The following is a 1,214-nucleotide window of genomic DNA, read 5'->3' as shown; positions in this document are numbered from 1 at the left end:
TTTCCCATGACTTCCAACATATCTCCAGCTTGACTTCTCGAAGTTAATTGTTTTTTTATTTTTTCTGCCTTCAATCGTAAATCCTGTTTTGCATATTCGTCAAACTCAATATCATAGCCTATTTTCTTGACAAATTGGTCAGCAAGGTATTCTATCAATACTTCATCCCAGTTTTTTCCACCTAAATCGTGATCTCCGTCTGAACAGATAACCTGAATCTTATCAGAACTGATACGCATAATCGTAACGTCAAAAGTCCCGCCTCCTAAATCATAAACCAGAATTGTCTTTTCATTCTGTTCCTTTGCACATCCATAGTATAGTGCCGCCGCTGTCGGCTCGCTTATGATTTCCAGTACGTTAAGTCCTGCGATTTTACCTGCATTTTTAGTTGCTGTACGTTCTGCTGTTCCAAAGTAAGCTGGACAAGTTATTACAACATCCTTAACTTCCACACCAAGCTGTTCCGAAGCATCTTGTGTCAATTTTCTTAAAATAAATGCCGATATTTCTTCAGGAGTCTTGTCTTCCCCATTATAATTAATTGCAAAATCTGTCTTTCCCATAAGCGTTTTTACAAGCATTACTGTATTTTCGGGATTCAAAACTGCTTCAGATTTTGCATCTGATCCTACAATCACATTATCTCCGTCAAATTCAACTACAGACGGCGTTATATTATCTCCATCATTATTTTTAATTACTTCAGCCCTTGCTGTATCATCTACACGGGCTATACAGGAATAAGTTGTTCCCAAATCAATTCCAAAAACGTATTTTGACATTTTCAATTCTCCCTTCATTTCATCCTTTTTTATTTTTTTCTATAAATATAAAAATTACAGCAATTTAACTTAAATGTCAATTTTTTTCATAGCCTAAAACTAAGAATACTTTAAATAATTGCCTTAATTATAACATATTCACTATTAAATTTCATTAATTTTTTTCTCAAACATCAAAAATTCCTGCTCCATTTGCCTTTTTTATTTTAATTTTATCGACAAAGTTTAAAAAAAATGTTATTATGATCCAAGGTATGCCTATTTTTCCCTATTGGAAAATTGATAATAACTACCGTAAAATCTTTAACATGGAGGAAATTAATGAAAAAATTATTACTCATTTTAGCAATGATGCTATTTGTATTCAGCTGTGGAACTCCACAACCGCAAAAAGACCTTGAAAGTGCATTAAAGGCTCTTCAAAGTGGA

General features: G+C 33.1%; 1 protein-coding gene. It reads right to left on the bottom strand.

Features of this window, described 5'->3' with window-relative positions:
* The coding region (locus tag Q0370_RS11460) for an Hsp70 family protein (RefSeq protein ID WP_299575845.1) at nt 1-785 on the bottom strand (785 nt) is incomplete at its 3' end.
* Between the last annotated feature and the right edge of the window lie 429 nt (nt 786-1,214).

This window comes from uncultured Leptotrichia sp. (assembly GCF_938036635.1).
Classification (GTDB): Bacteria; Fusobacteriota; Fusobacteriia; order Fusobacteriales; family Leptotrichiaceae; genus Leptotrichia; species Leptotrichia hongkongensis.
The sequence above is the reverse complement of the archived record's forward strand: the minus strand, read 5'-3'. Positions and strand labels throughout refer to the sequence as shown.